Source organism: Bradyrhizobium sp. 160 (assembly GCF_023073735.1).
Classification (GTDB): Bacteria; Pseudomonadota; Alphaproteobacteria; order Rhizobiales; family Xanthobacteraceae; genus Bradyrhizobium.
In genome coordinates this window covers 53,374-79,313 of sequence record NZ_JADPKD010000030.1, presented here as the reverse complement: position 1 = coordinate 79,313, position 25,940 = coordinate 53,374, and the positions used below count along the sequence as shown (strand labels likewise).

Annotated in this window: 24 protein-coding genes and 3 pseudogenes; 16 read left to right on the top strand and 11 right to left on the bottom strand. The window is 59.8% G+C overall.

Annotated elements, in window-relative coordinates:
• Positions 1-33: 33 nt before the first annotated feature.
• The 4 genes from IVA98_RS12785 to acuR all read right to left on the bottom strand — a co-directional run bounded on the left by IVA98_RS12785 (position 34) and on the right by acuR (position 3,538).
• Positions 34-528 (bottom strand): ester cyclase, encoded by a 495-nt coding sequence (locus IVA98_RS12785; protein ID WP_247354968.1) that lies wholly within the window; start codon positions 526-528, stop codon positions 34-36.
• Positions 529-566: 38 nt separating this feature from the next.
• Positions 567-1,775, bottom strand: a complete 1,209-nt coding sequence (locus IVA98_RS12780) for a trans-sulfuration enzyme family protein (RefSeq protein ID WP_247354966.1) — start codon at positions 1,773-1,775, stop codon at positions 567-569.
• 97 nt (positions 1,776-1,872) lie between these two features.
• The gene (gene acuI / locus IVA98_RS12775; protein ID WP_247354964.1) at positions 1,873-2,856 is read right to left on the bottom strand and encodes an acrylyl-CoA reductase (NADPH); all 984 of its coding nucleotides are present in this window, start codon (positions 2,854-2,856) and stop codon (positions 1,873-1,875) included.
• A gap of 13 nt (positions 2,857-2,869) precedes the next feature.
• Positions 2,870-3,538 carry an acrylate utilization transcriptional regulator AcuR gene (gene acuR, locus IVA98_RS12770; protein WP_524536371.1) on the bottom strand — a complete coding sequence of 223 codons (669 nt, stop codon included), beginning with the start codon at positions 3,536-3,538 and terminating at the stop codon, positions 2,870-2,872.
• A 143-nt stretch (positions 3,539-3,681) separates the two neighbouring features.
• Here acuR and IVA98_RS12765 point away from each other — a divergent pair, with 143 nt between their 5' ends.
• From IVA98_RS12765 to IVA98_RS37580, 14 genes and pseudogenes are all read left to right on the top strand, one after another.
• Entirely contained in the window at positions 3,682-4,764 is a 1,083-nt protein-coding gene (locus tag IVA98_RS12765) for a Bug family tripartite tricarboxylate transporter substrate binding protein (protein ID WP_247354961.1), read from the top strand.
• Positions 4,765-4,782: 18 nt separating this feature from the next.
• Entirely contained in the window at positions 4,783-5,961 is a 1,179-nt protein-coding gene (locus tag IVA98_RS12760) for an acyl-CoA dehydrogenase family protein (protein ID WP_247354960.1), read from the top strand.
• 20 nt (positions 5,962-5,981) lie between these two features.
• Positions 5,982-6,644 carry a CoA transferase subunit A gene (locus IVA98_RS12755; RefSeq protein ID WP_247354959.1) on the top strand — a complete coding sequence of 221 codons (663 nt, stop codon included), beginning with the start codon at positions 5,982-5,984 and terminating at the stop codon, positions 6,642-6,644.
• Positions 6,641-7,318, top strand: a complete 678-nt coding sequence (locus IVA98_RS12750; protein ID WP_247354957.1) for a 3-oxoacid CoA-transferase subunit B — start codon at positions 6,641-6,643, stop codon at positions 7,316-7,318. The genes IVA98_RS12755 and IVA98_RS12750 overlap by 4 nt, the downstream gene beginning before the upstream one ends.
• On the top strand, positions 7,315-8,643 hold the full coding sequence (locus tag IVA98_RS12745; RefSeq protein WP_247354955.1) for a thiamine pyrophosphate-binding protein: 1,329 nt from the start codon (positions 7,315-7,317) through the stop codon (positions 8,641-8,643). The genes IVA98_RS12750 and IVA98_RS12745 overlap by 4 nt, the downstream gene beginning before the upstream one ends.
• Positions 8,643-8,975 carry a thiamine pyrophosphate-dependent enzyme gene (locus tag IVA98_RS12740; RefSeq protein ID WP_247354953.1) on the top strand — a complete coding sequence of 111 codons (333 nt, stop codon included), beginning with the start codon at positions 8,643-8,645 and terminating at the stop codon, positions 8,973-8,975. Before IVA98_RS12745 ends, IVA98_RS12740 begins: the two co-directional genes overlap by 1 nt.
• A 19-nt stretch (positions 8,976-8,994) precedes the next feature.
• Positions 8,995-9,504 (top strand): MOSC domain-containing protein, encoded by a 510-nt coding sequence (locus tag IVA98_RS12735; protein WP_247354952.1) that lies wholly within the window; start codon positions 8,995-8,997, stop codon positions 9,502-9,504.
• Positions 9,505-10,455, top strand: a complete 951-nt coding sequence (locus IVA98_RS12730; RefSeq protein WP_247354950.1) for a PDR/VanB family oxidoreductase — start codon at positions 9,505-9,507, stop codon at positions 10,453-10,455.
• 90 nt (positions 10,456-10,545) lie between these two features.
• Positions 10,546-11,079 (top strand): helix-turn-helix domain-containing protein, encoded by a 534-nt coding sequence (locus IVA98_RS12725; RefSeq protein WP_247354948.1) that lies wholly within the window; start codon positions 10,546-10,548, stop codon positions 11,077-11,079.
• Between the two features lie 84 nt (positions 11,080-11,163).
• Positions 11,164-11,568, top strand: a complete 405-nt coding sequence (locus tag IVA98_RS12720) for a tripartite tricarboxylate transporter permease (RefSeq protein ID WP_247354946.1) — start codon at positions 11,164-11,166, stop codon at positions 11,566-11,568.
• A 13-nt stretch (positions 11,569-11,581) separates the two neighbouring features.
• Positions 11,582-11,886 (top strand): annotated as a pseudogene (locus IVA98_RS37585) (tripartite tricarboxylate transporter permease).
• A gap of 687 nt (positions 11,887-12,573) precedes the next feature.
• Positions 12,574-12,810, top strand: a complete 237-nt coding sequence (locus IVA98_RS12705; protein WP_346657706.1) for an acyl-CoA dehydrogenase family protein — start codon at positions 12,574-12,576, stop codon at positions 12,808-12,810.
• Positions 12,811-12,985: 175 nt separating this feature from the next.
• Positions 12,986-13,744: a YggS family pyridoxal phosphate-dependent enzyme gene (locus IVA98_RS12700; RefSeq protein ID WP_247355033.1), complete on the top strand. Its 759-nt coding sequence runs from the start codon at positions 12,986-12,988 to the stop codon at positions 13,742-13,744.
• 359 nt (positions 13,745-14,103) lie between these two features.
• A pseudogene (locus IVA98_RS37580) lies at positions 14,104-14,202 on the top strand (hypothetical protein); the annotation flags it as partial.
• Here IVA98_RS37580 and IVA98_RS12690 read toward each other — a convergent pair.
• Entirely contained in the window at positions 14,195-14,512 is a 318-nt protein-coding gene (locus IVA98_RS12690) for a transglycosylase domain-containing protein (RefSeq protein WP_253075101.1), read from the bottom strand. The pseudogene IVA98_RS37580 and the gene IVA98_RS12690 sit on opposite strands and share 8 nt — an antisense overlap.
• Before the next feature lie 1,690 nt (positions 14,513-16,202).
• On the opposite strand from IVA98_RS12690, the gene metC reads away from it, so the two are divergent.
• Complete coding sequence (gene metC / locus IVA98_RS12685) at positions 16,203-17,429, top strand: cystathionine beta-lyase (RefSeq protein WP_247281299.1); 1,227 nt, start codon at positions 16,203-16,205, stop codon at positions 17,427-17,429.
• A 1,014-nt stretch (positions 17,430-18,443) separates the two neighbouring features.
• Positions 18,444-18,793 (top strand): annotated as a pseudogene (locus tag IVA98_RS37575) (helix-turn-helix domain-containing protein); the annotation flags it as partial.
• Positions 18,794-19,246: 453 nt separating this feature from the next.
• On the opposite strand, the gene IVA98_RS12675 reads toward IVA98_RS37575, so the two are convergent.
• The 6 genes from IVA98_RS12675 to hisC all read right to left on the bottom strand — a co-directional run bounded on the left by IVA98_RS12675 (position 19,247) and on the right by hisC (position 25,703).
• The gene (locus IVA98_RS12675; protein ID WP_247354941.1) at positions 19,247-19,984 is read right to left on the bottom strand and encodes an outer membrane protein; all 738 of its coding nucleotides are present in this window, start codon (positions 19,982-19,984) and stop codon (positions 19,247-19,249) included.
• A gap of 929 nt (positions 19,985-20,913) precedes the next feature.
• Positions 20,914-21,585, bottom strand: a complete 672-nt coding sequence (locus IVA98_RS12670) for an integrase catalytic domain-containing protein (RefSeq protein WP_247354940.1) — start codon at positions 21,583-21,585, stop codon at positions 20,914-20,916.
• 325 nt (positions 21,586-21,910) lie between these two features.
• Entirely contained in the window at positions 21,911-22,201 is a 291-nt protein-coding gene (locus IVA98_RS12665) for a hypothetical protein (RefSeq protein WP_247354938.1), read from the bottom strand.
• 677 nt (positions 22,202-22,878) lie between these two features.
• The gene (locus IVA98_RS12660; RefSeq protein ID WP_247354936.1) at positions 22,879-23,154 is read right to left on the bottom strand and encodes a hypothetical protein; all 276 of its coding nucleotides are present in this window, start codon (positions 23,152-23,154) and stop codon (positions 22,879-22,881) included.
• 228 nt (positions 23,155-23,382) lie between these two features.
• Entirely contained in the window at positions 23,383-24,411 is a 1,029-nt protein-coding gene (locus IVA98_RS12655) for an LLM class flavin-dependent oxidoreductase (protein WP_247354934.1), read from the bottom strand.
• Positions 24,412-24,626: 215 nt separating this feature from the next.
• Complete coding sequence (gene hisC, locus IVA98_RS12650) at positions 24,627-25,703, bottom strand: histidinol-phosphate transaminase (RefSeq protein WP_247355032.1); 1,077 nt, start codon at positions 25,701-25,703, stop codon at positions 24,627-24,629.
• Positions 25,704-25,940: the final 237 nt, after the last annotated feature.

Genomic DNA, 25,940 nt, shown 5'->3' with positions numbered 1-25,940 from the left:
GGTCCGCTCGGCGCGAGCGCTCATGGAGCAGGGCTACTTGTCCGTTGTGAATTCCGGCTTGCTCGTCGCATCCGGCGGGGCGAGATGACCGATCAGTCCGTGGATGTCGCCCAAGACCCACAGATCGCTCACCTTGTCGCCTCGAAACGTGAAGATCGGCGCACCGTACCACCACACGTGGCGTCCGGTGGGTGCATGGCCAAACATCGGCTTCCGATGGATGCCGTGGAAGCGCAGCTTTCCCGAGACCGCGTTGCCCTCCTCGAGCAGATCGAGGATATCAGACGTGTAGTTCTCCAGAGAGTCTGTCACCCATCTGACGTAGTCCGCGAACTGATCGAAGCCGACGAGGACAGGACCGAGGGAGCCCCGGAAGGTGAATCCGGGCTGAAATATTTCGGGGATTAGAGCAACGTCCGCATTGTCCCACATGTCCTTGTAGAACTTGCGGACGACCTCTTTCTGCGGGCTTAGAGTAATCCGAGCAAAGTCCATGGCGGGCTCGAGTCCTGGCGGCGGGGAAATCATGTTTGGCCTCTCCTTGACGAACGCGCGTTGCGGGCGAGCTAAAGACGGTTTAGGGACTGCTCGAGGTCGCCGAGCAAATCTGCCTCGTCTTCCAGACCAACCGACAGGCGAATCAGGTCATCTCCGACGCCCCTTTGAAGGCGCGCTTCGGGACGAACGGCGCGCCGGGCATGAACCAGGCTCGCGGGATGCATGATGAGCGTTTCAGCGTCTCCGAGACTGACGGCAAGCGTAATGAGCTTGAGGTAGTCGAGAAAACAGGGGGCAGCATCAAAACCACCACGAAGACCAAAGGACAGCATTCCGGATCCCGCTGACATTTGTCTCTTTGCGAGAGCATGCCGCGGATGGGACGGCAGAAAGGGATAATTCACCCACTCTACTGCCGAGTGGGCGTCGAGCATGCGCGCAATCGCAAGTGCGTTGGACCCGTGGCGGTCCATCCGGAGAGGAAGTGTCTTGATCCCGCGCAAAATCAGAGAAGAAACTATCGGCGACATGACGGCACCGGTGATGTAGCGCAAGCCGCGATCACGTATTTTTTCGATCAGCTCGGTCCGTCCCAGGAGAGCCCCTCCGAGAACGTCTCCATGCCCGCTGATATATTTGGTAAGGGAGTGGAGCACGATGTCCGCCCATTGGAGAGGCCTCTGCAGCGCGGGAGATGCAAATGTACCGTCGACGATCACCAGGAGGCCGGCCCGCCGCGCACGTTTCGCAATGGCTTCGATGTCGAGGACGTCCCCTGTGGGATTGACCGGCGTCTCAAAGTAGACGACTCTACTGCGAGATGTGAGAACAGTATCCAGATTGGCGGGGTCACTGAGATCGACAGGGATGGTCTTTATGCCGAAGCGTGGCAAGCCCTGTTCCGTCATGGTCGTCGTATTCGAATACAAGGTCCGATGGACGATGAGTTCGTCATCTTGGGATAGAAGCGAAAGAACCAAGGCACCGAACGCGGCCATTCCCGTGGCCAGTACGACGGCGTCTTCGGCACCCTCCAAGTTTGCCAAGCGGGATTCCAGCAATGCGGTCGTCGGATTGAACTCCCGCCCATACAGTTTGCCCCCCAATGCGGCCACCGCGTCCAATTCGGCGACGCTGTCGAAGGCGAAGGTCGACGTCATATGAATGGGATGAGATACCGCGCGAGAGTGATGGGCAGGGTCATACCCATGGTGGATCGCTCGCGTCGAGAACCCGAGCCCAGGTCCATCCCTTGCAATTAATTCCGAAGCAGCCATATTGGGGATCTCCCATCTTTGCGCGAGCGGTCATTGCCTTCAGGTTTGCTTCGAGGCGCGACCACCATGGTCGCATCGCGCTACTTTTCGGTCGATGTCATCTATTGACGTTGACGACCGTGCGCCCGCGCACTTGGCCACTCATCAGGCCGCCAGCCGCGGCGACGACGTCGTTCAGACTGATCTCGACCGCCGTCTTCTCCAGATCGGCTTCGGTAAGCAAGGAAGCGAGACGATCCCAGGCTTCGACACGTTCTGCCTTCGGGCGGGTCACGCTGTTGATGCCGAACAGCGCCACTCCTCGCAGGATGAAGGGGGCGACGCTTGCGGGAAAATCCAATCCCTGCGCCATGCCGCACGCAGCAACCGCTCCGTCCGCTTTGATTCCGGCGCACACATTGGCGAGTGTATGGCTGCCTACCGAGTCGATCGCGGCGATCCACCGTTCCTTCTGCAGCGGCTTGCCGGGCTGCGACAATTGTGACCGGTCGATGATCTCGGCAGCACCCAGGCTCTTAAGATAGGGCTCCTCGTCCGGTCGGCCGGTCGAAGCCACGACGCGGAAACCGAGCTTGTGGAGAAGCATGATCGCGATGCTGCCGACGCCTCCGCCGGCGCCGGTCACCAGCACGTCGCCCGCGCCGGGACGGATGCCATACTTCTCGAGGGCGACGACCGACAGCATCGCGGTATAGCCCGCGGTACCAATGATCATCGCGCGGCGGGAAGGCATCGAGGGCGGCAGCTTGATCAACCAGTCGGCCTTGACCTTTGCTCGCTGCGCCAGGCCGCCCCAATGTTGTTCGCCGACACCCCAGCCGTTGAGAACTACCCGGTCCCCCGGCACGAAGGTCGGGTCGGAGCTGGACGAGACCACGCCAGCGAAGTCGATCCCGGGCACCAGCGGGAAGGATCTCACGATCGGGCCCTTGCCGGTAATCGCGAGGCCGTCCTTGTAGTTCAGCGTGCTGAACTCGACCTCGACGGTCACCTCACCGTCGGGCAGGCGGCTGTCCGGCAATTCGGCGACGTCGGCGCGATATCCCCGCTCGTCCTTCTCGATCAACACGGCTTTGAACAACTCGAACTCCTCTTCACGATTTTCTTCTGGGCCTGGCCTTCGGCTCGTCCGGACGCGGCAGGCCGGCGACGAAGCCGGCGATGAAGGTATCGAGCGGGAGGCCATTCTTGACGAGGCGCGCCCGCATCACCGCTCCCTCCCAGCCGATCCAGAAGAACTCAGCCAAGGCATCGCAGTCCGCGCTCCCGATCTCGCCGGCCTCGTATGCGCGTTCCAGGCAATGCGCCACCTTCCGCTGCCATCCCTTGACGATCTCGTCCAACGCGGACCTGTAGTCCTCGGGCAGCGCTTCGACCTCTTGGCTGAGGTTTCCGACGAGGCAGCCGCGCGTATAACTGTATTTCGCCATGCTCGCTTTGGCGTCTTCGACGAAAGCTCGCATGCGCGCCAACGGCGCAAGCCTTTGGTCGTTCAGGGCGCGGTCCAGCTTGTGTCGGAAGAAGGAGTCGTAGGCCTTCATGATTTCGCGGCCGTAGTCGGCCTTGCTTTCGAAGTAGTGGTAGAATGAACCCTTTGGCACCGTGGCACGGCGCAGCAGCGCGTCCAGACCCGTAGCTGCGAAACCTTGCTGGGTCATCACCTCCATTCCGCAACGGATCAGAACGTCACGGGTCGGCGCATAGCCGACTTCGTTTCGGCTCGACACGTTCAGCTGGCGGTAATTATCTGCAGATTTAACCATTGCGTCCTCACTAGACCGATCGTCTAGAACACAATCATTGGGCCTGGCAAGCATGTAACTCGGCTAGCGGGCGGCAAAATCGGCCCAATTCTTGCTAGCTTTCGCACAATGTATGCTTATTCGGCAGCTTTTGCCGAGTCATTGTGCGCCTCGGGTCTGGTCACGTTAGTTTCTTACTTGACACAAAGTGTCATTGGCTCGAAGGTGGATCGTCCTTCGAGGTAGGTGCCATGTTTCGATCCTTCCGAAAAGCTACGTCGATTGCCACCGGCGCCGTCATTCTTTGTCTCGGCTTTCTTGCTGAGCCGGCCGATGCGGCCGATGCCTATCCCTCGACCACGATCAAGCTGGTCGTCGGATTCCCGGCTGGAGGCCCGACTGACATCATTGGCCGCGTCATCGGCCGTCTGCTCTCGAAGGAGTTGAACCAGACCGTCATCGTCGAGAACAACGGTGGTGCCGGCGGAATGATCGCCGCGTCAAACGTCTCCCGCGCGAAGCCCGACGGGTACACGCTTCTCGTCGCGGTGGAGTCCTCGAATACTCGCGCCAAGGCACTCTATGCGTCCGTGCGCTACGATCAGCAGAATGGCTTCACCTACATTCGGAAGGTCGCGAAGCAGCGGAATCTGCTGGTCGTGAGCCCGAAATTTCCCGTGGCCAGCGTTCCGGAACTTGTCGCCTATCTGAAGGCGCACCCGGGAGAGGTGAACTTCGGCGGTACGTTCGGGGCGACATCTCACATCGGTGGCACGCTGTTCGATATGGCCTACGACACGAAAATGTCGTTCATCAACTACTCGGGCGGCAATCAACCGATCGTCGATTGCATGTCGGGAATCTTGCAGGTGGGCTTCTTTACCGAAGCCACGATCGGACAGCAGGTCAAGGCCGGCACCCTCAAGGCGCTCGCGGTGACGTCGGCCGACCGGTCGCCGGCCTTCCCGGATCTGCCGACGATCGAGCAGGCGGGCGGCAAGCGTCTTGATATCTCGCCGTGGTTCGGGGTCGCGGGTCCGTCGGGCCTTCCGGCCGAAGTCGTCGCCAAGATTGGCGCCGCCCTCGACAAGGCTTCGAGTGATCCGGAGTTCCTGAAGCAGTTGGAGACGATCGGCGCAACTCCGATCGCTGGTTCGACGGTGGAGACCTTCACGACCGACGTCGGAAAGGAAGAAGCTTACTGGAATCAGTGGGCCAAGGACATCGGAGCGCCGCTTCAGAAGTAGCTCGCCGAAGGATCTTCTATGGACTTCTATCACCAGTACGACGCTCAACTTTCTGCGGAAGAGCGCGAGCATGTCGCGAAGGCGCGGGCATTCTGCGCCGGCCCCTTTTCGGAGAGTGTCTTCGCAGCGCACATCGCGGGCGAGGCGTTTCCCGAAAAATGGATCGCCGAATGGGCGGCACTCGGCATGTTGGGACTTCAGGCGAAGCGCGCTCACGGCGGCTTGGAAGCGTCGTACCTGTGCAAGATCCGCGTAGCGCAGGAGATGGCGCGTCACGGCTTCGCAGCGGCGTTCTGCCTGAACCATCACCAAGGCGGAGCGACGCGTCTTTCCCAGACCGGTACGCCGGTCCGGATCGAGCGTCTCCTGCAGCCCGCGTTGCGCGGCGAGCTGCTCTTGACGACGGCTATGACTGAGCCGGCGGGCGGAAGCGATGTCTCGGCCCTTGCCACCACGGCTGTTCCCGTTGACGGCGGCTGGACTCTGACCGGCACCAAGGCGTGGATGACGAATGGCTTGTTGGTCGGTGGATTGATTGTCCTCGCCCGCGTCGGCGACGCTGCAGGCGCAGCGGACATCGCCAGCTTCTATGTGCCATTCGGCGATGCCGGGACGGTGAGGCGCAGCGAGATCGTCGTTCCTGGAGCGCGTTCCTTCCGCCTGGCCGAGATTGCCTTCGATGCCCACCTCATTCCCGAGTGGTGCCTGATCGCGGCGCCAGGCTCCGCACTCAAGGCATCGATGACTTCCGTCAACGCGGCTCGCGTGCACGTGGCCGCCATGTGCGTCGCGACGCTATATGCGGCACTGTGCGAGGCGGTGGACTACTGCGAAGGCCGGCAGGCCTTTGGAAAGCCGCTGACTGGACATCAGGGCCTGCGCTGGGAGCTGGCGGAGGTGTCGGTCCGGCTCGAGGCCGCCAACGCGCTCGTCTTCCGCGCGGCCGAGCAGATCCAGATCGGGAGACATCCGGTCGCGCTGGCTGCGCAAGCGAAGAAGTTCGCTGTCGACACTGCGCTTTGGGGCATCGATCAGTGCGTCCGAATCGTGGGCGCGACGGGCGCCGGCGCGGCCCACCGCCTGAACATGCATTTCGCCGAGGTCCGGATGGCGGCCTACGCCGACGGCACCAACGAGATGCTGCTCGACCGGGTCGGCTGCGGCCTGTCCGCGACGTACCCCAAATCAATCCCGTAGCAAACACGGCGGACGAAACGATGCGCAACGTAGTGGTTGAAGACGCGGCGGCGGCCGTGGAGGGCATCAAGGACGGCGACACCATCATGATGGGCGGGTTCGGCGGAGCGGGTCTTCCGCTCGGAGTGGTCAAGGCGGTGCTCGACCGGGGCGTCCGCGACCTAACGCTGATATCGAACAACGCCGGCTCCACGGAGGACGATCTGTCGCTGTGGTTCGAAGCCAAGATCGTTCGCAAGATCGTCTGCTCCTATCCGCGCAGCGCTAAGCAGTTCGCCGAACAATATCGTGCCGGCACGGTCGAGCTCGAACTCGTTCCGCAGGGCACGTTGGTGGAGCGTATCCGGGCGGACGGCGCCGGTCTCGGCGGCTTCCTTTCTCCCGTCGGCGTCGGAACGGTATTCGCTGACGGCAAGGAGAAGATCGTCGTCGACGGACGCGAATTCATTCTTGAGCTACCGCTTCATGCAGATTTCGCTTTCGTCAAAGGTCATCTCGCCGACACGCTCGGCAACGTCACCTACAACAAGACGGCGCGCAACCACTGCGCGGTCATGGCGACCGCCGGCCGGACGGTCGCCGTGGAAGTCGACCGCGTGGTCAACGTCGGCGATTTGGATCCGGAAGCCATAGTCACTCCATGCATCTTCGTCGATCGCGTTTTCGCAAGGAGCTCCCGATGATACCGCTTTCACGCGATGCGCTGGCGCGCATGGTCGCACTTCATTTGCCGCAGGAAGGATTCGTCAATCTCGGTATCGGCGCCCCGACTCACGTCGCTGACTACCTACCGGAAGGGTCTGGCGTGATCCTTCACAGCGAGAACGGCGTGCTTAACGTGGGTCCGAAGCCGGCGGCGGGCGAAGAGGACTGGGATCTCATCAATGCAGGGAAGATGCCCATCTCGCTCCGGACCGGCGGTTCCTACTTCGACTCCAGCCTCTCATTCGCGATGATGCGAGGCGGTCATCTCGACGTCGCCGTGCTTGGAGCCTTTCAGGTGTCCAAGGCCGGCGATCTCGCCAACTGGACGACCGGTGACAACGGGTCTCCGCCCGGCATCGGCGGAGCCATCGATCTGGCGGTCGGCGCCAAGTCGATCTGGGTAATGATGGATCACACCACTAAGGATGGCCGCTCCCGCATCGTGGAGCGATGTGGATATCCGCTCACGGCGCGCGGAGTGGTGACCCGCATCTTCACCAACCTCTGCATCATCGACGTAACCGAGGATGGCCTGGCCGTTCGGGCGCTACTCGACGGCCTCGCGATCGAGGCGCTGCGAGATCGGACGGAGGCGTCACTGCGCGTCATGGGCGACTCCCTGACCATCACGCAGGACGGGAGCGTCGCATGATCTATCGCGTCGCGGAACTCGTCGCGGACTGTCTCGTCGCGCACGGCGTGGACGGGGCCTTCGGCGTACCGGGAGAAAGCTTTCTGGCGCTGCTGGCCGCGCTGCGCGACCGCAACGATTTCGATCTGGTGACCTGCCGGCACGAAGGAAGCGCGAGCCTCGCGGCGGTCGCGGACGCCAAACTCACAGGGTGCGCAGCCGTCGTGATGACGAGCCGTGGTCCGGGCGCCTTCAACGCAGCGCTCGGACTGCACGTGGCCGCGCAGGAGGCGATTCCGCTGGTAATGCTGGTCGGTCAGGTCGATCGTCCGAACCTCGCAAGCGACGCGGTGCAGGAGATCGACTGTGGCCGATCTTTCGATGGCGTGCTGAAGTGGTCGGTGCGTCTGAACTCGGCGGATCTCGTTCCAGAGATGATGGCCCGCGCGCTCGCTGTGGCCCATGCGGGAACGCCCGGTCCCGTCGCCATCGAACTGCCGGAAGATCTCCTTGAGGACCCGGCCGAGAGATTTGCGGCCACAGCCAACGGAGCTGTCCGTCCGGAGCCGGGCGCTGCGGCCATGGAACAGGCGAGGACGGCGTTGATGGCCGCGGAGCGACCGATCCTGCTGGTCGTCGGCGAATGTCGGACGGCATCGTTCCGCGAAGATCTGGTCGCGTTTTCCGAGAAATGGAACGTGCCGGTCGTCACTATGAACAAGATGCAGGACCAATTCCCGAACTCTCTCCCGCTGTGGGCCGGTCAGTTCGGGTTCTTTACGTCTCAGCCTGATGTGAAACTGCTCGAACGCGCCGACCTCGTCGTTGCCGTCGGAACGCGTCTGGGCGATCTATCCTCGCTTGGCTTCGCATTTCCCAGACAGGCCAAACCGCGCCAGCCGTTGGTCCACGTCTATCCGGATCCCGATGCGATCGGAAAGCGCGTTCCGACCGACGTCCCGGTGGTATCCGGATCGCACGCGTTCGTGTCGGCCATGCTCGCTGCTCCCGTGACGGCGCGGGACCGCGCCGAGTGGCTTCACGCGGCTGCCGCGGCGCGGATGGCCACGCATGGTTGGCCTCGGTTCGGCGTACCACCGGCGGACGTCTTCGATCACGCGGTGACGGCCATCGCTGCGCACTTCAGGCCCGATGGCATCGTCACGACCGACTCCGGCAATTTCGCCGGATGGGTCCATCGCATCTTCAGCCTCGAGCCGACCGCGCGGCTGCTCGGCTCGGCTTGCGGAGCGATGGGCAGCGGAGACCCGTCCGGGCTCGCCGCAAGCCTTCGTTTTCCGGGGCGGCAGGTGTGGTCGCCTTCTGCGGAGACGGCGGCTTCCTGATGACGGGCAATGAGCTTGCGAGGACTGTCGCCCGAGGCGCGAACCTCAAGATCGTCGTATCCAATAACTGGTCCTACGGGACCAACCGGTCTCACCAGGAGCGGGCCTTTCCCGATCGTCCGTACGGCACGGATCTTTCGAATCCCGACTTTGCCGCTTTGGCGCCCGCCTTCGGCGCGACGGGCTTCGTCATTGAGGACGCGGAACGTGCCCCATCGACGGTCGCGGAGGCGATGACGACCAAGGGGCCGGTCGTCTCCAGGTACGCTCGGACGTGCGCCAGACGCTCGATAAATCGCTCGCCGCTTCAAGATGAAGCCAATTCGGATTAAGACCCAGGGAGAAAACACGATGGACGCGATCGCAATCGATCAGCCCGAGGTCACGATGTCTTGGCAGGGCGTCGTTCGCTTCTTGCACAAGACCCCGCGCGCCTTTTTGCCGATGCGCTCGTTTCCCTCGCTCGAGCTCGTCGCTGGACGCGGTATCGAGGGCGATCGATATTTCGTCGGCCACGAAGCAGGCTTCTACTCCCACAAGCCGGAGGAGGGACGGCAGGTCACCCTGTTCGAGATGGAGACGTTCGAGGCCCTGCAACGCGACCACAAGATCGAGTTGCTGCCCGAGGAACATCGCCGGAACGTGACCGTCGAAGGCGTCCCGCTGAATCATCTCGTCGGCCGTCGCTTCCGGCTTGGAGAAGCGATTGTCGAGGCGACCCGCCTTTCAACGCCGTGCCGCCACATCGAGGAGATACTCGGCAAGTCCGTCTTCGATCCGTTGATCAACCGGTCGGGGCTGAAGTGCAAGATCATCGCGGGGGGCACGCTGCGCGTCGGCGACGCCGTGAGGCCGATCTAGATGGCGAAAGCGGTAAAGACGGTCTCCACCGTTGTCTCGAAGGTCGAGGATCTCGGCAACGACACCAAGCGCTTCACGCTGGTCGACCAGGACGATTGGGAGCTGCCACCGTTTAGGCCCGGGGCGCACATCGACGTTCACCTGGGGCAGGGTCTCGTCCGGACCTATTCGCTCTGCAATGAGCCGGACGACGATCGGCGCTACGTGATCGCAGTGAAGCGCGAACGCGAAGGCCGCGGCGGCTCGAACTTCCTCCACGACCGGGTGGAGGTGGGACAGCCGATTTCCGTCTCGCTGCCGCGCGGCGGGATCGCACTGGATCAGGAGGGAACGAACATATTCCTTGCAGGAGGCATCGGCGTAACCCCGTTCATCTCCGCAATTCGGCATCTCGAGCGCCGAGGGCGCTCAAACTACGTGCTGCACTGGACCAGCCGCGGACGACCGGTCCTGACTGACATGATCGCGCCGGCCATCGAAGCAGGCCGTGTCCGCCTGTACGACACGAACGCGCAGGCCAAGCCCGTCATCGTCGCGATTTTCGAGGAATTCGCCGGATCTGGTCTGGCGGCCTGCTGCGGACCCGCAGCGATGTTGAAGACCTTCGGAGATGCCGTTTCGGCCTGGCCGGACGAGCGCAAACACATTGAGATGTTCACCCCGCCGAAGGTCATTGCCCGAAGCGACGTGCCTCCCTACGAACTCTATCTGTCGGCGAGCAACAAGCTGGCGACTGTCAAGCCAGATGTTGGCCTTCTCGGAACTCTGGACGCGCTCGGCGTCGACGTACCTGTGTCCTGCGGCGGCGGCATCTGTGGTGCCTGCCGCACGCGCTGGACCGAGGGGCCGCCCATCCATCGCGATCGCGTGCTTTCGCCTGCTGAGCGGCAGAATGAGCTCATCGTCTGTGTGGGCGATTGCGCCGGACAAAGACTGGTGCTGGACCTGTGATCGGACGGGGGTCCCGTTCCACGGTTTGAATTGTCGATGGTTTGGAGCGTGATCGATGCAGGCAATAACTTCGAAAGAGAGCCGAGCGCAATGACACTCAACCTCAAATTCCTCCGCGTGCAGAGCGGCATGACGCTGGAGCAGCTTGCCGCCGATTCCGGTCTGACCCGTAGCTATCTTTCCAAGCTGGAACGCGGGCTCTCCTCTCCGTCGATAGGCTCCGCGCTCAAGATCGCCGAGGCTCTCGGAACGACCTTAGACCGCTTCTACGGCCAGCCGGACGACCACGACCCGATCACGATTGTCCGCGCGAAGAACGGGAAGGCGGGCGACGTGGACACGCACCTGTCGCTAGTCGCCGGACTGGCTCCCGAACGCACGATGCGCGCCTTTATCGTGCGGCCGACCAAGACGGCGAAACGCGGTCGCATCATGAGTCACCACGAAGGTGAGGAAATCCTGTTCATCCTTACCGGCCGGATCGAGCTCGTCATCGGAAAGCGCAAGGAGACATTGAATCCGGGCGATTGCATCCAGTTCGACTCCACGATTCCGCACAAGCTGACGCAGGTGTCTTCCGAACCGGCGTCGGCGCTCGTCGTGATAGCGACCAAAACCGCATAGAGGTGCCGAGATGCCGATCATACTGCAAAAGAAGGACTTCTACGCCGGGCTGCTCATGGTGCTGCTGGGCCTGTTCTAGGAATCGTGGGAACGGATGTCGAGACCGGCTCGGAGCGCTTCACGTTCGGCATCCCGAATCTCCTTGACGGCATCGAACTCGTCGGACTCGCTCTCGGTCTATTTGGTATCGCTGAGTTCATGAAGAGCGTGAACCAATGCTCCGAGGTGAACACGCGATATTCGAACGTCGGCCTGCGCGATCTGCGCCCATCGCGCGATGAGCTCCGCCGCTCGATCCCCGCGATGTTGCGCGGCACCATCATCGGGAGCCTTTGCTCGCTCATTCCCGGAACGGGACCAACGATCGCTTCCTTTATCTCCTACTCGGCTGAGAAAAAGGTTTCGAAAACGCCAGAGAAGTTCGGCACCGGCATGATTGAAGGCGTCGCCTGTCCGGAGGCATCGAACGCATTCGTCCGTGCAGGGTGACTTCATCCCGACTATGAGCCTCGAGTCCCGGGACGCTGTCATGGCTCTGATTCTGGGTGCGCTGATGATCCAGGGCATCGTGCCCGGTCCCCAACTGATCAAAGAGCACCCCACATCTTCTGGGGCCTGATCGCGAGCTTCTGGGTCGGCAACATCATGCTGGTCCTGCTCAATGTCCCGCTGATCGGGCTCTGGGTGAAGCTCCTGATGATTGCCTACAAATATCTCTACCCAAGTGCGGTGTTCTTCGTCGCGATCGTCGTTTACTCGACCAACAACGACATGTTCCACGTCGGCGAGACCGTCGTCGTCGGTTGACCGGCTATCTGCTGCTGTTGCTCGATTTCCACCGGGCCTCCATCCTGCTCGGCTTCGTCCTGGGGCCACGCCTCGAAGAGAACTTCCGCCGTTCGCTGCTGGTCTAGAGCGTGGTGACGCCATGATTTTCGTCGAGCGGCCGATCAGCGCGTTCTTTCTGTTCCTTTGCTTGACGCTTTTGGCGGCACAGGTCTACGTGCGCTTGCGCACGCCGAAGGCGCCTTGCGGCGCTCGACGTCGCGGAGGGGAACGGAGTCGCGACCGCCCGACCCGCGGAGTGAGCTTTTAGTCGTTCAAGGGCCGGTCGCTTCGGGCCCAGTAAAGACGAGAGACGGTCCAGGCAACAAGAGCTCCAAGCCAAGAAGTATTTCGACGAACGCGCCACCCGCAAGATGGCGCAGAACCGGCACGCCAGAAAACGCACGGTGCAGGGTAGCCTCGCCCACCCTGGGCGGATACTGGCCATGCGTGCGCGTTCGGCTGGCTTTCTGGCGGAGCGACGATCTGCGGGCTTGTCGGTGACGCCGCCGTACGATCTAGTCGGGTGTCACGCCATGGGGCTCGCTGGGATCGAATTGTCGGATTGCCCCGTAGACGAGGCCGCAGTGCTCTTTCCTCCGAGCGACGGCTTCAAACGTGCGATGGCCGGTGTCGACGTCGCCCGAACGCTCGTCGCAGCCCTGTGGAATGATGGAGGCCTTGCTCGATCGCGCGCTGGCGGCCACGAACGACCGACGACATGGTCACCACCTTTGGTTCGAAAACCGTCGATTCTCAGGGCTGCAATGGCTGCTGGCGGACGTCGCGACGGATCTTCACGCCGCGCGGCTGTTGTTCTCTGCTGTGGCATCCAAGCTCGATCGCGGTGAGCGCGCTAGCGTTGACGCCGCCCACGCAAAAAGTTCGTCACGAGAGCCGCAATGATCGGCATCATACAGTGTATGCAATCGATTGGCGCGAGAGCACTTTGACCCAGATGCCGATAGCGCGTCATGTGACCGCGGCGAAGACGGCCCAATATCTGGACGGAACGATCGAAATTCAGTATGTCGTGATCTCTCGCTCACTGAAGGGTCGAGTGAGGGACCAGGGGCGGACGATGTCAGAAACAGAGAACGAGAGGTTCACGAATGATCCGCGCTCGCTTTTTCGCTCCAATCTCGATGAACTTGAACAACGGATAAAGACGGCTTGCGTGCGGGCAGGCCGTCGCCGCTCGGAAGTTCGTCTGTTGCCCGTTAGCAAGACGGTGCCAACCGCCGTCATCCGTATCGCGTCCGAACTCGGCCTCTCTAACTTCGGGGAAAACAAGGTTCAGGAAGCCGAGGGCAAGGCTCGAGATCTCGCCGATCTGTCGCTGAACTGGAGTATCATCGGCCACCTCCAGACAAACAAAGTGAATTCGATGATCAAATTCGCGAGCGAGTTTCACGCGCTGGACAGCATACGATTGGCCGATGCGCTCCAGGCCCGGCTCGGTGCCGAAGGTAGACGTCTCGACGTATTCGTCCAGGTCAACACCTCTGGCGAGGTGAGCAAATACGGTCTCTCGCCAAACGAAGTGGGCGACTTTGTGCGTCGGCTTCCCGACTATCCGGCCCTGATTCCTCGCGGCTTTATGACTCTCGCAATCTTCAGTCGTGACGCCGACAAGGTTCGCGGGTGTTTCAAGTTGCTGCGGCAGTTGCGAGACGCGCTACGCGACAGGATATCGCCGCGACTTGACCTGCTCTCTATGGGTATGACAAGCGACTTCGAGATGGCAATCGAAGAGGGGGCTGACGTCATTAGAGTTGGCCAGGCCATTTTTGGGCCGCGACCGACGAAAGACGGACACTACTGGCCGCGGGCTCCTTAGAGGGAACGAAGGATCGTCTTAATGCATAGTGCTTTGCGCGGCGCTAAAACGCGAGCGCGGCCTCCCTTGAAGCGGTCCGCCGCTCCATGAGCAGAATCCGAGCCACAATGGGTGCGACGACTCAATCCGGAGATGGCAGCCCGGTAAGGGGAAGCCCGCTTGCGGGGCTTCAGCGCAGCCGTAAGCTGAGTCCCACAGGGGCGACGCCAATCCTCTCTCTCTTTGAGCGGCTGGAAAATAGCCCAGAAATGTCCTGAAATTCGGTGAACGCGCCGCATTCGTTTGCTCGCTGGCATGAAATTTTTGAATCGTTCGTCCTGATCGATTCAGTAGTTTATTTGGACGGCCGTTTCGGTAGCATGCGATTCTGGCACATGTCCGAACTCACGGTGCAATACCTCGTGCTTGAACCTTGCGATCTGGCCCGGAACATGGCCCGTTTCTATGTGCTTACGATCGAGCCACCCCTGTTTGGCGACACTGCATTGTTGCGGGAATGGGGTCGTCACGCGCATTCGGAAGAGCAACATGCGAAGGTAGATCTAGTGGCGCGTATATCAGGCCGGCAAGCAGGGCTGATGCGCCAAGTTCGATATCCTGAACCTGCTTGTGGAAATAACTCTGCGCAGCTTCACTGACGCCGAAGATGCCGCGTCCGATCTGCACAGGGTTTAGGTAGACCTTCAGGATTTCATCCCTTCCTGAGCCGCCATTCGAGCCAAATTGCGACAAGCGCCTCCTGAATCCTGACCTCCAAATTGCGTTCATCTGAGGGGAATAGAATCTTCGCAACCTGCTGGGTAATGGACGAGCGCACGCCTTGTGCCCGGGCCGGCATGCAATGAGAGCGCGATCGCGGTAAGGTCAATGCCGAAATGGCTATAGAAGCGGCGATCCCCCAGTTGCCAGCGTCGCCTTGACTAGGACGTCCGGGCTCCTTCACTGAAATCGAGCTGTACGTCGCGCAAGCGCTGGTCAGACCCGTGCGGCATTCCGGCAGGTAGAGTGTGGGATCGGCGCACTCGCTGCATTCCTGATCACCTGCTTTTCTGAAAAAGCGGGGTTTGCCACGATCATTGATAGTAAGGGGCTGATGAGCCCGAATGTTAAGGCCTCCGAGAGCGGATCGACGATCTACAGCGCAAAGATCGGCGAACAAGCCTCGCACCGCGCATAAGCTTCGTTAGCATGCAGGCAATCGAATAGATACGCCTGGCTACAGCCATCATACGATCTTGGATTGGGGTTCTTCTTCGCGGTATAGTCTGACTCGCTTGCGTTTCAAATTATTTGAACTTAGCGCGCCGAAACGCGTGCCGCTTACGGACGTCGCTCCGTTCGGACGTCCCCGCCGAAGAAACGCGTCTGTCGTAGTTCTGGAGCCGCGACACGCCGCAGCACAACGTAAGAACTCGCGCATCAGCTGCACCTTGCCGAGGGGGCCGGCAGCGAATTCTGCAGATGAGAAGAGATCCCAGGCGCGTGAATTGTTTAGCCCTCGCGGGCTATTGTCGAGCGCTTCTGGTCCGCAAGATGTGGTTCTGGTTGCCAGCAGGCGGGTTGCTCGAGCGAGTTGCGCGACGGCGCGTGACTGCTGCAGCTCTCTGCGGAGCGGGCCGTAGCCATATGCAGCCGCGCGCGCTCTCGTCGGCTGCGAAAACGCCGAGTGCGGACGCCGTAGTTGGCCCCACCGGCGGCGACAATCGAAAGGACAATAAGAGCTGCCACCATCATCTCAAGCGCGCCTCGCAGATCCTCAATGTGCCGCGCCGGCACCTTGAGCCCGGAATGTGTCTCGGTTCGAAGAATCGAACCGCTAGTTGGTACAACTTGACGCTAGGTACGAGTCAAGTCTGCTAAGGGCCAGCCCTCGATTCAGTCAGGTGTCGGTTCTTGTTAGTTGTGATCATGCAGCGTAGTGGGGCTGCGAAATGCTCTTGCACCACGAACTTGCATGACGGCGCAAATCATGCTCCGCGCTTCGCTATAAGCAGTGCAGCAACTAGGCTTTCATTGGGAAGCTGCAAAAACAAACGCCAACGCGCGAGTTCATAGAAGTGCAATTGTCAACCCACATCAAGATCCCGATTTAGCCGATTTGGCGAGGAGCCCACATGCAGCGTCTTTTGTCCGACAAGAAATCCGCCTGGTGGCCGAGGCATGCGACCAGTCCGGCTTAATCCGCCTGCAGCGCGCAGCCGGCGCGTCTGGCCCGCCCTTTGCTGTAGTGATGGAGCCACTGAAGAGCTGAATGAAGCTGACCACCGATTTTCGGGGAGCTCGGTCCGGCGCGGTCTCACTGTGCGGTCGACAGCGCTTTCGATCTGGGAAGAGAGCTGCTCCAAGGTTGGGATACGATACAGACTTCTCGAGTTGTCGCGCCTGAGACGAGTTGCAGATTTGTAGTAGTGGGCATTCGCCGCGCATTTAAGCGACGCGAGTCCCAGATAGGAGAGGTATGGATCGCATCGCTTGGGATAAACTCTTGCCAGAGCCCAACACGCAATTGTCTCATCTCGGTCGCGCGCCCGCTAAACACGCCGGGATGGTCAATGTTCCTGTCTATCGAGGTTCCACGATCGTTTCGGAAACCCTCGAAGAGTGGGATAGGCGCAAGCAGAATCCAGTGACGAACTACGGACGATTCGGCTCACCGTTGTCTCGTGCTCTCGAGGCTGCCATTTGTGAACTGGAGGGCGGGTATCGTTCGATCTTGTTCCCTTCGGGGCTCTCTGCGTGCTCCCACGCACTTCTCGGGATCCTGAAGGCCGGGGATCATGTTTTGATCTGCGATAACGTCTATGAACCGGTGAGGATGTTCGCGAACCAGGTTCTAACTAGATTTGAGGTCAAGGTGGAGTACTTCCATCCCACTCAGCCTTCGGATCTACTGGCGAAGATTGGGACAAAAACGCGAGCCGTGTACCTGGAATCCCCGGGGTCCATGACGTTTGAGGTACAAGACCTGCCCGCGCTGTGCGCGATCGCACATCAATCGGGTGCGCTCGTGCTCATGGACAATACTTGGGCGACGCCGCTCTATTTCAAACCCTTTCTCCATGGCGTCGACATCTCGATCCATGCCGCGACCAAGTATATCGTTGGTCATTCCGACGCCCTTCTAGGCATTGCTACCGCTAACAAGGAAGCGTGGCCGCTCCTGCAGCAAAGCGCTCATCATTTCGGGGAGATTGCTGGGCCAGATGACATCTATTTAGCTCTTCGTGGACTGCGCACACTAGCCGTTCGCATGAGGCAGCATTACGAAAATGGCCTCAAGCTGGCTCAAAGCCTGGAAGACCACCCGGCAGTGGGCCGGGTTCTACACCCTGCGCTCCAAAACCATCCTGGCTACAATATTTGGAAGCGGGATTTCTTGGGTGCAAGTGGCCTATTCGGCGTCGTTCTGAAGCCTATCTCCAAGGCCCAGCTTTCGGTTTTCTTCCAGAAACTGCGCCTTTTTGGAATCGGATTGTCGTGGGGTGGGTACGAAAGCCTTGTGCTGCCTGTCGATGGTCCTCAACGAACGGAAGCAACGGTTTCATTTGATGGACCATTGATTCGTATTCACGCCGGCATCGAGGGGCCGAGTGATCTCATTGCGGACATGCATCAGGCGCTGCAAGCCGCCTGCGAACACTGCGTGAGCGACGCTGCTTACCAGGATGAGAGCAGAGACGGGTGATTTCAAGGGCAGTATTGATGGCGCGGAGGAGACCGATAAAAGCGACGCTTGGGGGTGCTATGCTTACCGCACAACGAGCCACTATCGTCGCGAGACCACGCCCGAACTCGTCTCCGCCCGAAACGCGGCAACTGGAATCCGAGCAGATGTCAGTAGTGCAGACGGTCGCGAGTTCTGGGCATGTTGGCCGAGCGGACCGATGATCTATTATTTGTAAAGCGGATTTACGGCCGTGCATCTCCGAGGTGGAGCACCAGCCCCGTGCAGGAAGACCATCCGCACGGCTTCTGTCTGTCAAGGTGCGTGAACAGAACGCCCATGATGTGCGGTCAGGTGAATGTCATTTAAGCCGCAGGTGCCATTGCCGTATTCGGATGATTCGCTCGCCCAAACATGTCCGGGTGCTTTTGAACACGAGCGCTTGGCAATACGCGATCGCGCAACCGGGGATCTCCAGGGTTGCGTTCGGTACGGCGCGACCGCCATGGCAGACCGGTATCGCAGCGGATGCATGCCATTTCTGCGTCTAATTGCCTCTGCGCCCTATGACGCGGGCGCTGGGCCTAGCTAGCTCGGCTGGCCCCCGGGGCAGGGGCGGGAGGCTGACCAACGCGTAAACGATCGTTCGCGTACTTGCCGATGCAACATATATTTATCAGCTAGCGCGAACAAGGTTGTCTCTCTTGCGACGAATGTCCGAATTCTAACAGTGAACGTTGCGTCCCCAGTTCTCCAGCACTCGTGCTTTTGCGGCACTGCTCCTGGCGCCTCAGCTGGTACGACATTTGCTGGACGCTTCAGGTCCGCCTCCTCCCGAAGAAGCGCATGCACAATGTTCTTTATCGAGCAACTATCCGATCTCAGCCAAGTCGATTGCAGCTCATGACGAGAAGTATGATTGTCGCGTTCGGTCGGGCACTTCGCAGAGAGGAGGCTGAAGTGGCGCAGGGCCCCTGCCCAAATCGATCCACTCAAAAGACGCAGCACCGGTTGCCTAAGTCGGTGGCGGAGGCACCAAATGGATCTATTTCTGTCGCATCCTTTGCATCCAGGTTCGACGATGTCGACCCTGAGTATCGCCTCAGTCGTCTCAACGCATTGGCTTAGCAGTTTCATCATGCATTTGCAGAAATCGCGCCGTCATCGGAGGGCAGATGCCATATCCAATCCAAGTGGCCCTATCCGAACGAGAAAAGGATTGCCTCCGCTGGGTGGAAGAGGGGAAATCATCCTGGGAAATCGGAGTCATCCTGAGAGTCAGCGAGAATACCGTGAACTTTCACCTGAAGAACGCGATGCGAAAGCTAGAGACGAACAGCCGTACCCATTGCGTTGCCAAGGCGATTCGCCTCGGTCTTATCTGACGTTTCGGCGCCGCTGCCCCGTATCGACCTATGCCGGAGTCACGAGCGAGCGATCTGACGAGCGTGACAATATGACAATAGCGGCGAGGACGTTCAGCCCAAGGTGCAGAAGATGCTGTTGCCGCGAATAGCTGACAAGCCTGTCATCTCGATCGTCTTCGGAAGCCTCGATGCGCATCCCGCCGAGGGTTGGTCGTGTCTTCGAAGAGTGAGAAGTTCGCACGATTGGCTAAATCCGACGTGGACTGGCTATGACGGGAGACCATTCGCCGCATCGATGACGCGCGTGCGACAGTGATCCTCGCAAGCTGGTTGGTTGTGGATGCCGCCACTCGTCCAATATGGGAGCAATTTTTGGGCTTGAATTGCGACCTAGTCGCCTGGGACCCGCCCTCGCAAAAAACAAGCCCCGGCCATGGGCCAGGGCTTTCGATCCGCCGTTCGTACTGCGGATCAATATTTCAGAAGAAACGGGCCGCCGAACTTATAGTTGAGCCGTGCAGTCAGAAGATCGAAATCCTGACGGATGCGATCGGTTCCGCCTGCGGGCGTGGGGAAGTGCACCGCTCCGGGCTGCATGAATAGGTGGTCGTACTCGAGGCTGGCCGACCAGTTCGGCGCGAAACCGTACTCAATCCCAGCTCCCAATGCACCACCCCAAAAAATGTGGTCGCTCTTCCCAAGCTGCGCGCCCGTGAGGGTCGGGCTAATCTGATAGGTATTGCTCGTCACTGCGGCACCAGCTTTGGCGTAAAATAATACGTTGTCCACGGCATAACCGAACTGCCCCGTTACCACGCCGAACGCATCAACCTTGGTCTTGTTGATATCCGCAAACGCGACGCTGTCATTCGAGCCAGTCAAATCAGCCCAGTTCCCCTGGCCTTCAACACCAAGCACGATCTGGCCCATCTGCCTTCGATAGCCGATCTGGCCACCCACAGTAGCGCCGGTGGCATCATGGCAGCCCTCAGGCGTGCCGCCATTGAAGTCCCAGCAATTCGAGCTTGAGCCCAAGCCGCCGTTCATACCGACGTAGTAGCCGCTCCAGTCGTAGATCGTAGCCGCAACAGGCTGCGGAGCTTTGGTATAGAGAGGCTGGACGGGCGGCGCAGCCAGATCCGCGCCGAATGCGGGCGCCACCGCGCCAAGCGCCACAATGCTTACAGTCGCAAGCAACAAGTTCTTCATTTCTACTCTCATGTCTTGAGTGCCCCGAGCCTCGCGCCTCTTAACAACATCCGCGCGAATAGCTGTAGCTGCATCGCAACATTTGGGCCGAAAGGCATGCTTGAACCGAACCCTGCGTCAGGTTGCGGCGTTGCGGATCATCTTCAACTGCCTCGCTATGCTCCTTCGTGCGAACGTAGATTGCGTAAGCGTGGGCGAAAAGCGGGTCGCTGATCTCAGCGGATGAAGCGCACCGCAAGCCACATGACGCCCAGCCACACCGCAACCGAAAAGAGCAAAGCGCTTTGCAACGCCCTTGCTCTGATCCTGTGGCGCCATCGAAGGAGCTGCGATGAGCAACCGGTGAAGCGCCGACCCCGTACAACAGCTGTCACTTCATCGTAATCTGCGAACCGGAAGTGAGAGCGATGCTTGCGAATATACGCCAGCCGCTCACTGGGTGAGAGGCACTGTGCCCACACCTCCCCTGCCTCATCATCAAAACACGCGCTATTCTCAAGGACCTCGGCTAGGCGCTCGTCAGGTTTCATGATGCATCCGCTGTACTGACTATCGCGGATCGAGTTCTAGGAGGGAAGCCTCACATTCGAAACCTCTCAGTTTAGGTAGGCGAGTTCAGGTGAATCGAACTCGGCCAGGAAGCATTTGTCACGATCAATGCGGTGCTGATCCTGCGCGAGATGAAAGTCGAAGTCGTGCGATAACTCTGGATATCTCTTCTCGCCCAGTGCAGATAGCCACGGGCATCGAAGCGGCGTAGATGCCGCGGGAGAGTGAAAGGTGCTCCTTGTCGATGCTGTCGCAATCGTGCTCGCCGTAGCGTCACGTCGTAGGAACCAAGCATCCGCCGCCTCGCGCCGACCAACTAGTCAACCACCGATGACGGGAGTGTGACGTCGAAAGGACCGCACTTTCGCTACGCTTCTCCTTCAGCTTGAATGACGGCTGAAGAAGTTGATGTAGAGCCGTGCCGCCGCATAGAGGCGGCCCATCATACGCGCCGTCTCGACGCCATCGAAGCGGGCATAGCCCATCAGGCGGCGGACGACGGCACCATTTTTCTGCTCGACAAACGCTTGGTCGTTCTTCTTATAGGCGCGCGAGCGAGTGACTTCGAGCTTCTGTTCGCGACACCATGGCACGACGACATCGTTCATGAAGGCGCTGTCGTTGTCAAAGTCCACGCCGCGCAACAGCCAGGGGAACAGGCTCTGTGCGCGGTTGATCGCCTCGACGACCAGCGAACCTTCCCGCGTCAGCAACGGCAGGCACTCCGTCCAGCCGTTGGCAACATCGAGCATCGTGAGGGTTTGGATGAACGAGCCAGCCACCGACGTGCTGCCATGGGCGACCATGTCGACCTCGCAGGAGCCGGGCACCGGGCTGTTCCAGTCATTGAACGTGCGGATCGGGACCTCGCGCCGGATTGCCGAATAAAATACGGCACGGCGCCGCCTGCAGCCGCTCGCCGCGATCTTCACATCGACGCGCAGGCGATCGATGGTGGCGGCGCTGATAGCCAGAACACGATCACGGTCCGACTGGCCGAGCTGCAAGCGGCCATGTTGCTCAAGGGCAGGCAGCAAGGTCGGGATCATCACCTTGAGCCACTTGCCGCACCACCCGATCCGACGCCTCCCACAGCGCCGTCAACGCGTCCTTGATCGTCGCGCGCGGACCATTAAAAGGTGGGCAGAGAAGCCTGCTTCGGGATGCTCGAGAAAAACAGCCTGCAGCATTTCGGCAGCTGCGCACCCAAGCTTGCTCCATTCCCATCAGCTTCATAGCTGCTCAGGAGCTCAATCGAAGCCGCTCCGCTAACCAACGCTGCACAGCAAAGTGTCCGGGCAAGGGCTCGCTGGAGCGGGGCATGGATCAATGCATCTCGGGATGAGCGCTGCAGATACCCACTTCCTTAACAGGTCCTTAGGGCGGCGCGGTTCTGGTCATGAACATTTTCATTGCAAAGTCGAGCGACCTGTATGCTCGATCGCGGACCGCCTGAGGCAAACCAGGAGTTGCGTCAATCGCAGCGCGCGCGTCGCTCATAATCTTATCTTTTGCGGAAAGAAGCTTTGCATCTAGTATTACATGAAGCGTCTCTCGAACTTCAGGTGAGATCGAGCTATCGCCATCGATCAGTTCTCGAAGTTTCCAAAACATGCGCTCGACTGCTACCATCGACCCGAGGACTGATATCAGTCTTGGTGACATCATTGGCTATCTCCTTCTCTAGCCAGACTCTGGCTACCATCCCAGCGAAATCAGACCTGTCCCCTTTGACAGCGGCGCGCTAGGCGACCTTGAACAGGTGAATGACTGGGATACATGTCCGCTGCTGCGCCCCAGCGGGGCGTGAGACGGACGTTCAAGATATGCTCAGGGGAACTCACAAACTGTGCGATTTGCGAGCAAGGCATTTACCTTTCCTGTGCTCTAGGCCGTAACACGGTAGCGTGCGGTGGCTCACGTGCAAAACTGACATCGAGGGTGTGCGCCGCTTTCCATTTGCCACAATGCATGCAGCGGCATCGGAGTTGGACTTCTGCCACGCATCCGTGCTCTTCCGCTTTCTCACTCGGATCGCTCTGTTGACGAGGCCGAATTGAATGAGTGATCCCCGTCACGCAAAGGTGGTCACCCGATATCCCGGTGCTCGGGGCGCCCACCCGTTTTGTGATTGCGTGGGTGCATCGAGATCGAGCCTTCCGATCTGGCGATGGTGTGTTGGTCGTGCGCCATGTCGACCTCGATCGATCTCTCGAGTCTCTACCGGCTGTCCGGCCGAGCTCAAAAAAGTTAGCAACTTAAACGCGCAGATCATTTCCATGTCCTGGATTCCCGATCTCGGATTGGTTCATTTCGTCTGCCTTATTGTCCTCGCCACTGCACGGCTATGCTGTGCAAATCGTGCATTTCACCCACCAGCGGCCACCGCGGTTCTCCGCGCGCAACTTGCCGCGGCGGATCCGAGAGAGCACGCCTTCGGGGCTTATGTGGTTCATCGCTGCGAATCGCTGAACAGTGAGGTAGTCCTCATGCAGAGGTGGAGGGGTGCTAATCCCGTGCGCAGCCAGCAGAATGCGCAGCGAAGCCAGCTCCGCCAGCACGATCTCGAGCTTACGCGCGATCTCCTCCGTCTGGTCGGAGCGCTGCCAGGTCCGCGTCACGACAGGCCCGCCCGGGCTATAAGCCAAACCTTGGATTCGTGTGGAATGCAATTGACGAACTGGCGCGCCAAAGCGTGATGTAGTCGAAAGGGTCTCATGCGCGTAAGAGCCATTTGAACCATAAGAGCGGCTTGACAAATGCATCCGGCTGCGGTGCTCACGGCCCTCGGTGTTGCCATTTATTGCCTGGTCAAGGACGAACTTATTGGAATCGATGTTGGGTCACCCTCAGTGCTCTGCCGCTATGAGCTCGGAGTGAATCGCAGTTGCTGTGCTGAGGCAGGCATCCAGTGACAGAGATCCAAAGGCGAGCTGGCAAAGGAGATAGTTGGCGCCTGCCTCTTCCACATGATCGAGAAGAGTTTGGCGCACCGAAGCGCGCGTTCCGACAACGCACAGTTCACTCTCAATTGCGGCATCCAAGGTTAGGGGCAGGTTGGATGGAGGCGGGATGTCATTGAGCTCGTACAGGAACTTAAAGCTCTTGACCCATGTTTCGTAGGCTGGCGCGGCGAGGGAGCGGGCGGCTGCTTCAGAGCTGGCAATTACGATCATGCGGAGTAATGCGAGAAATGGTGCTGAACCGTTGGCGTCATGCTTGGCGTTCTGATGAGCGCGATAGCGATCTGTCACCTTGCGAACGGCAGAAGAGGGCCCCATGCACGCCAGATTAGCGCCATTCGCCGCCGCCCAATGCGCGGACTCTGGCCGATTTGTAGCAATCCATGTCGGGGGACAAGGACGCTGATGAGGTGAAAGCGTCAAAGGAACGTCGCTCAGCGCAAAATGTTGCCCTTCGTATGAGAGCGGGCCGCCATTCATCGCGTTAACGAAGATTTGGGAAGCTTCCTCGTAACGGCTTGAGGCAACATCGGCTCCAACTCCAAAATAACTCAGTTCGATCGGTAGGGAGCCGCGACCAAGACCGACCTCGACCCTGCCGCTGCTCAGGTGATCCAACATGCAGATCTCCTCGAATGCCCGCAACGGGTGGTAGAGGTTGAGCAGCATGACCAATGGACCAACGCGAAGTCGCCGTGTGCGTTGTATGACGCTTGACAGAAACAAGTTCGGCGATGGACCGCGTCCATGGGGGGTGCAATGATGCTCCGCCAGATGATAGGCATAGAAACCGAGCCGGTCGTAGGCCTCGGCCAGCGCGAGGCGGTCCGCGTATTGCCGCGCGATATCGGGGCCGTCCTCGTCAAGATGATCAAAGATGCCGCAGGTCAGGTTTGAGGGAAGAACGTTTCTCACTCAGTTATCTCCTATAGAGAGGACCGGAGTCCTCCGGGTCTTGGGGTGCAAGAGGCGCTCGCTGGCACTGCGGTGCATATGCTGCGAAGCCGTTCTCAACAGCTCGCAATGCTCCGATCGGACAAAAACTGACTCCGGCTGCGTCGCGAAGCTTCATCATGTGTGGGTCCGGATCGATGACGAACGGGGATCAGTGACCTGAGTGCAAGGGGTCACTAGCCACGGCATCCCATTTTCTTAAGAATGCGGCCGACAGCCGCAAGAAACTCATCCATCTGGCGCGTTGTACCGATGCTAACCCGAATGCACTCTTGCAGGCCGGCATCCGGAAAGAAGGCAACGAGGACGCTCTGGTCTTGCAACGCCGCCTGCCACCATCTGCCACCCTGGCCTACCGGCACACGGGCGAGGAGGAAGTTCGCGTGGGAAGGCGTTACGGAGAACCCAAATTCCGAGAGGGCGGTCGCCACGCGCTGACGCTGAAGCCTTACGTGGCGATGGTTCTCCTCGTAGGCCTCGCGATGCGCAAGGATGCTCATGCCAACGGCATGAGCGACCACATTCATGTTGAAAACATTCTGGATGTTGCGAAGCCGCCCAATCAGCTCGGGATGGCCGAAACCGAAGCCGACGCGAATGCCAGCGGCGGAATAACTCTTGGAAAACGTGCGCAAGACCAAAAGATTCGAATGGCGCTCAACGAGGCGTAGGCCGTCCTCAGGTGCGAAATCGACATAAGCTTCGTCCAATACGATCAATCGGTCAGATCGTATAACGAGGCGCTCGATCTCAGCGAGCGGAACAAAGCTTCCGGTCGGATTGTTCGGATTGGCCAGCAGAATGAACTTGGCATGTTTAGCCGGACCGAAAAGCAGCTCGTCCATCGGCAAGCAGTCGGGTTCAGACCAGGGAATTTCAATGAACCGGGCCCCTTGCAACATGGCAAGCTTGCGATTGAATGAGAAGCCGGGCGACATCATTGCGATGCCGTCGCCCGGGGCAAGAAAGGCTCTGTAAATGAGACTGAGGAGTTCAGACGATCCATTGCCAGCCATCACGCGATCAGTGGCAATCCCATAGGCCGCTGCGGCCGCTTGTCTCAAGCTGACATTGTCGTCTTCTGGATAGCGGTATTGCGCCTCAAGAGCTGCAATCGCGCTTCGCATCACGATGGCTGGCAAAGCAAATGGGTTCTCATTCGTGTTCAGTTTCACGCAAGTATTATCCAGAGTGGGTCGCCCGGATGGCAGAGCATCCAATTCGCGAGCCACCGGCGAGAGCGAGGAAAGCATAGTTTGCAGTTTTGCATCCAATTTGGTGTTCTCCCTTTTGTCGACGAGAGCAGTTGACGGCCTTCATCGAGCCTATGTGATGCGCGCGCTGTGTTCGGAGCCGGGAAGCGCAAGGTGTGCATGAATGTGAGGGGTGGGGTGCCATAGACGGGCTCAGATCTAAGCGCAGCACCGGATCAGAGCGCGTCTCAAAATCCGGCAGCGATCAGCACGGATCAGGCGGCGCGCGGCGTTATT

Bases quoted from the DNA above. Each gene is read 5' to 3' on its own strand.
- metC (WP_247281299.1), top strand. From the start codon at position 16,203: ATGGATCGCATCGCTTGGGATAAACTCTTGCCAGAGCCCAACACGCAA.
- IVA98_RS12665 (WP_247354938.1), bottom strand. From the start codon at position 22,201: ATGATGTCACCAAGACTGATATCAGTCCTCGGGTCGATGGTAGCAGTC.
- IVA98_RS12750 (WP_247354957.1), top strand. From the start codon at position 6,641: ATGATACCGCTTTCACGCGATGCGCTGGCGCGCATGGTCGCACTTCAT.
- acuR (WP_524536371.1), bottom strand. From the start codon at position 3,538: ATGGTTAAATCTGCAGATAATTACCGCCAGCTGAACGTGTCGAGCCGA.
- hisC (WP_247355032.1), bottom strand. From the start codon at position 25,703: ATGCTTTCCTCGCTCTCGCCGGTGGCTCGCGAATTGGATGCTCTGCCA.
- IVA98_RS12690 (WP_253075101.1), bottom strand. From the start codon at position 14,512: ATGAACGCAATTTGGAGGTCAGGATTCAGGAGGCGCTTGTCGCAATTT.
- IVA98_RS12725 (WP_247354948.1), top strand. From the start codon at position 10,546: ATGACACTCAACCTCAAATTCCTCCGCGTGCAGAGCGGCATGACGCTG.
- IVA98_RS12760 (WP_247354960.1), top strand. From the start codon at position 4,783: ATGGACTTCTATCACCAGTACGACGCTCAACTTTCTGCGGAAGAGCGC.
- IVA98_RS12700 (WP_247355033.1), top strand. From the start codon at position 12,986: ATGTCAGAAACAGAGAACGAGAGGTTCACGAATGATCCGCGCTCGCTT.
- IVA98_RS12705 (WP_346657706.1), top strand. From the start codon at position 12,574: ATGATGGAGGCCTTGCTCGATCGCGCGCTGGCGGCCACGAACGACCGA.
- IVA98_RS12755 (WP_247354959.1), top strand. From the start codon at position 5,982: ATGCGCAACGTAGTGGTTGAAGACGCGGCGGCGGCCGTGGAGGGCATC.
- IVA98_RS12740 (WP_247354953.1), top strand. From the start codon at position 8,643: ATGACGGGCAATGAGCTTGCGAGGACTGTCGCCCGAGGCGCGAACCTC.
- IVA98_RS12745 (WP_247354955.1), top strand. From the start codon at position 7,315: ATGATCTATCGCGTCGCGGAACTCGTCGCGGACTGTCTCGTCGCGCAC.
- IVA98_RS12785 (WP_247354968.1), bottom strand. From the start codon at position 528: ATGATTTCCCCGCCGCCAGGACTCGAGCCCGCCATGGACTTTGCTCGG.
- IVA98_RS12780 (WP_247354966.1), bottom strand. From the start codon at position 1,775: ATGGCTGCTTCGGAATTAATTGCAAGGGATGGACCTGGGCTCGGGTTC.
- IVA98_RS12735 (WP_247354952.1), top strand. From the start codon at position 8,995: ATGGACGCGATCGCAATCGATCAGCCCGAGGTCACGATGTCTTGGCAG.
- IVA98_RS12730 (WP_247354950.1), top strand. From the start codon at position 9,505: ATGGCGAAAGCGGTAAAGACGGTCTCCACCGTTGTCTCGAAGGTCGAG.
- IVA98_RS12675 (WP_247354941.1), bottom strand. From the start codon at position 19,984: ATGAAGAACTTGTTGCTTGCGACTGTAAGCATTGTGGCGCTTGGCGCG.